The organism is Pseudomonadota bacterium (assembly GCA_010028905.1).
GTDB lineage: Bacteria > Vulcanimicrobiota > Xenobia > RGZZ01 > RGZZ01 > RGZZ01.
On record RGZZ01000472.1, the window covers coordinates 1 to 3,897 of the forward strand.

The 3,897-nt window shown below is 67.1% G+C and carries 4 protein-coding genes; 2 read left to right on the forward strand and 2 right to left on the reverse strand.

Annotated elements, in window-relative coordinates:
* A partial coding sequence (locus EB084_21355; protein NDD30812.1) for a hypothetical protein occupies positions 1–1,838 on the reverse strand: 1,838 nt, incomplete at its 3' end.
* A gap of 413 nt (positions 1,839–2,251) precedes the next feature.
* Here EB084_21355 and EB084_21360 point away from each other — a divergent pair.
* Together EB084_21360 and EB084_21365 are read left to right on the forward strand one after the other, a co-directional pair.
* Positions 2,252–2,524 (forward strand): hypothetical protein, encoded by a 273-nt coding sequence (locus tag EB084_21360; protein NDD30813.1) that lies wholly within the window; start codon positions 2,252–2,254, stop codon positions 2,522–2,524.
* 30 nt (positions 2,525–2,554) lie between these two features.
* Positions 2,555–3,028, forward strand: a complete 474-nt coding sequence (locus EB084_21365; protein NDD30814.1) for a hypothetical protein — start codon at positions 2,555–2,557, stop codon at positions 3,026–3,028.
* Positions 3,029–3,088: 60 nt separating this feature from the next.
* Here EB084_21365 and EB084_21370 read toward each other — a convergent pair whose 3' ends face one another.
* Positions 3,089–3,598 (reverse strand): hypothetical protein, encoded by a 510-nt coding sequence (locus tag EB084_21370; GenBank protein ID NDD30815.1) that lies wholly within the window; start codon positions 3,596–3,598, stop codon positions 3,089–3,091.
* Between the last annotated feature and the right edge of the window lie 299 nt (positions 3,599–3,897).

Sequence of the window (3,897 nt, forward strand, 5' to 3'; positions counted from 1 at the left end):
CTCCCGGCCACTGCCTTGGCACCCCCGACCGCAACCTGCTCATTGTCGCCGCTGCGGATTCCACGCATCATCTGCGTGCCGCCCTCGTACACGGCGAGCCCGCCCAGCGCCACCGGCGCCACGGTGGCCGCCGCGGTGCCGCCCGCAATCAGGGCGCCCCCGCCCACTGTCTTCACGCCTCCGACCGCGGTCTGCTCGACATTGCCGTTGGCGACCCCGTTGACGAGATCGCGCCCGCCATCGACAACCAGCCCGGCGCCGACGAGGCGTCCGCCGACCTGGGCCAGGTTTCCGCCGGCCGCCATGCCTGTACCGCCCACCGTGTTGAGCGCGCCGGCCGCCAGGTCGACGCTCCCATCGACGGCCTCGCCCTTCTTCAGCTTCTCGACACCCGCGCCGATCTGATTGACGCCGCCCGCTGCGGCCATCGCACCGAGGCCACGGTTCACCCCTTCCATGACCACCGCGGGGCGCTCTGCTGCACGGGTGTTGCTGCCCCGTGGGCGCTCGAGGGTCGAGATCTCGCCCTTCTGGGCCGGATCGAACTGTCCACCCTGACGCACGGCGCTGATGCCGACCTCGCGGCCCGCTCTTGCCGAGATCTCCGCCAGCTCGTTGGCGCGAACACCCTCGCTGGGACGGGTCTTGCCGTCGAAGCTCGCGCTCGGCAGGTCATTGCCGCGCAGCAACCCACGCTCGTACGTCTCTGCGAGCTGCCGAGCAGGGCTGCTCAGCGTCTGCTGCTCGCCCGGATTTGCCTTGACAAAGGCGCGGCTGTCGCGATTCGCCGTCGCGAGATCTTCGATCGACTTCATCTTCAGAAAGCGCTCGCCGTTCGTCCCCGTGCGAATCTCAGCGCCCTGGTGCGGCTGTGTCTCGCTCATGCGCAGCGGATACTCCTGGGGGACAGCAGCCTTCGAGCCCTTCTGCCCGCTCGAGGTCTGCAGCTCCTGCATGCGGCGTGTCGCCAGATCACGAAACTCCTGGTCGGTGGCGCGAAAGGCGGTATCGAGATCGGAGGGGCGCCCCTTCGCATCGCTCGCCTTCATGTCGCCGTCCGGACGAAACGTGTCGCCCTTCTCGGCCTTGCTCGGCGCACCGCGAACCGCGCTGGAATCGAGCGCCACGCGCCCCTCGGAGTTCGGGATACCCGCGCTCTTGTACGCTCCGTGCACATCTTCGGTGAACTGGCCCAGGGGCTGCTCGAGACCGAGCACCCCCTTCTTCGCGTTCTCGACGAAGCGCTGCCCGCGCTCAGGCTCGAGGTTGCGCGCGTAGTCGCCGAGACGCTGCTTGAGCTCGCCACGCTTCGAAGACTCGAGGTTGTACTGGGGGTTGTGACGCAGCCTGCCGACTGCCGTTCCGATCTCCTGGGCCTGCGACTGGGGAGCGTCGGCGGTCGCTCGACCGACGCCCGCGGAAGCGGCCGTGCCGGACTGGCCGCCCTGGGGCATCGACGCCGCCGCGGCGCTCTCGGACGGCTCTACCGGCGCCGCGTCGTCGCGCTTCTGCGCATCTGCGGACGACGACGGGTCAGACGAAGACTGCGCATTCGCGAACGACTCGGCCATCGCGGTGCGCATGTTGCCCACCAGCGCGTGCTCCTGGGGTGCAAGCGCGTGTCCCCCCTCGTCAGACAGCGAGGTCGTCTCTCGTCGGCTTTCGGAAGCCTGGGCTGCGGTGTTCGATGACGCTTGCCTGGAGGGGGCCAGCCGATCGACGGCCCGCGATGCGTGTGGCAGGGCGGGCTTCACATCGTGGTGCGGAATCGTGCTCTTGCGGTGTGGCGATATGTAGGTCATGTCGGCGCGCTCCCTCTGCTGCTCGGTGCAGTTCACTCTTCTCGTGAGACATGGAGCGGCCGAGAGGCACGGTTTGCAGCGCGACTTGTTAACAGATTGTGGCCGCGATGTTGCTTTTTCTGAGCGCGGGAAACGCATGACGACGGCCCCCTGGGCTCACCGCACGCGCCCGCCCATCACGCACGGCCGGCCGACGCGCCCGCCGCGACGCACACCTCTCCTCATCCGCACGACACGTTCCAGGCCTCGCAGCACACGACCGATGCGCAGGTGCACCAGCGGCAGCAAGCCGCGCTCCGCGCGCAGCGCGCCGCCATGCCGAGCAGGCCGCAGCTGTCCGCAGCAGGGTTTCGCGACGCCGGCCAGTACGAGACCGCACGCGTGGCCGCGCACCGCATGCTCTTTCAAGAGCGGGGCGCTCGTCGTACAGCACGCCGCGCCATCAGGTCGTGAGCCAGCTGACCTGGGAATATCGAAACGTCTACGAAGGCCACTGCGCAGAGAGGGAGGCCATGAGCGAAGCGCTGCGAGGCGCCGAGCAGACGAGCGGCAAGGCCATCACCACGGTTCGTGAAGGGCGCACCGCGCTCAAGGGCGGGCACGTCCAGACGGCTAAGGTACGCGGTCCGAACTCCCCGAATCACGCATCCGCGCACAAGCCCTGCAGCGGCTGCGCCCCCGTGTTGAGCGAGCTCGGCCTCAAGTATCATCCCAAGCTGTGAAATCCAAAGCGGTAAAATCCCAATCGGTGAATGAAGGAATGCGTCATGTTCTCTGCTGCTGTGACTGACACACTTGAATGGGCCGGCTGGTCCCCCACGCGCAAGGTGTCGATGACCCGCTGGGTGAAAGCGCTCATCGACGATGGGTACACCATGGTGCCGGAGGCGCTTCGCATATTGGAGAACTTCGGACTGCTCACAATCAAGCCGCCGCCCAAAGCGCCTGGCGCGGTGTTCCGGGCTGACGAGCTGGTGTTCCGGCCGGACGACGCCGCCCTGGGCGAGTCTGATGCCATCGGCGACTGGGAGAAGCAGCTGGGGGTGCGCCTCTCGCCTGTTGCCGAGCACGGCGGGCAGGGATTGCTGCTGGTGGCGGAAGACGGTCGGGTCTACCTCTGCTTCGGCGCACTCATGTGGAAGATGGGCGAGACGTTCGAGGACGCGCTCGAGAACACCCTCATCGTGGTTCGGCGAGAGCCTGAGCGCATTCCCTGCATAGACTGACGGCCTCACCGCGGCCAGTGCCGCGGTGAGACCGTTGCTCGAGAACCGTCGACCTGTCGCTCAGCGCCTGCCAATGGCGCGCGCATGCACGAGCGCGCGCTGGCGCAAGAACGGCGACCCCGTGCCCGTAGACACGTCGATGTCGGCGACGTCGACGGCCCCGCCCAACGGCGCCAGTCCTTTTTCGGGGCCCGCGGGTCCGAACAGCCTCTCGCACGCCTCATTTGTCCAGATGCCCGACCGCAACGTCCGCTCATGCGTCACGCACCAGTCGCGGTATTCCCGAAGCGGAAAGGTGAGCTGCGCGTAGATGGGCGACGCCAGGGTGCACAAGCGATAGCGGTTGAAATGTCGCGGGTCGTCAAGCTCGACCAGCAAGCCGTCAACACTCAGGTCCCAGGGCTCAGGGTCGGCATCGAAGGCATCGCGCGACTGTATGCCATTCAGCCTCTGGTAGACATCCCACACCGCGTCACAGGCACCCGGAGGGGTGCTCTCAAAGGGCGCTGAATACCTGGCCTTCGCTCCGCCAAAAGCCAGCAAGATCGTGAAGATGTCGATCAACCCCACGCCAACGCCCTCCCTCAACTGAATCCATGCCACGATAGCACAGGCAGACTGCAGCCGGAGGTGCAGTCGGCGAGGGGGGCGAGGGGTCTTTCGGTGGCGGGGCGATGACTGCGTGTGCCGTCTGCGCACGCCCGTCTGCGCGCGGGCGCAACGCCGTGCGAAACCTACTGCCGCGTCGCCTTGAAGGCCTCGAGACGAATGTTGATCTCGGCCAGATCCTGCGGGCGCCAGAGATCCTGCTGCTCGGTCAGGAACGCCTTGATGCGCTCGAACGAACCCATGGCCATGTAGACGTGAAA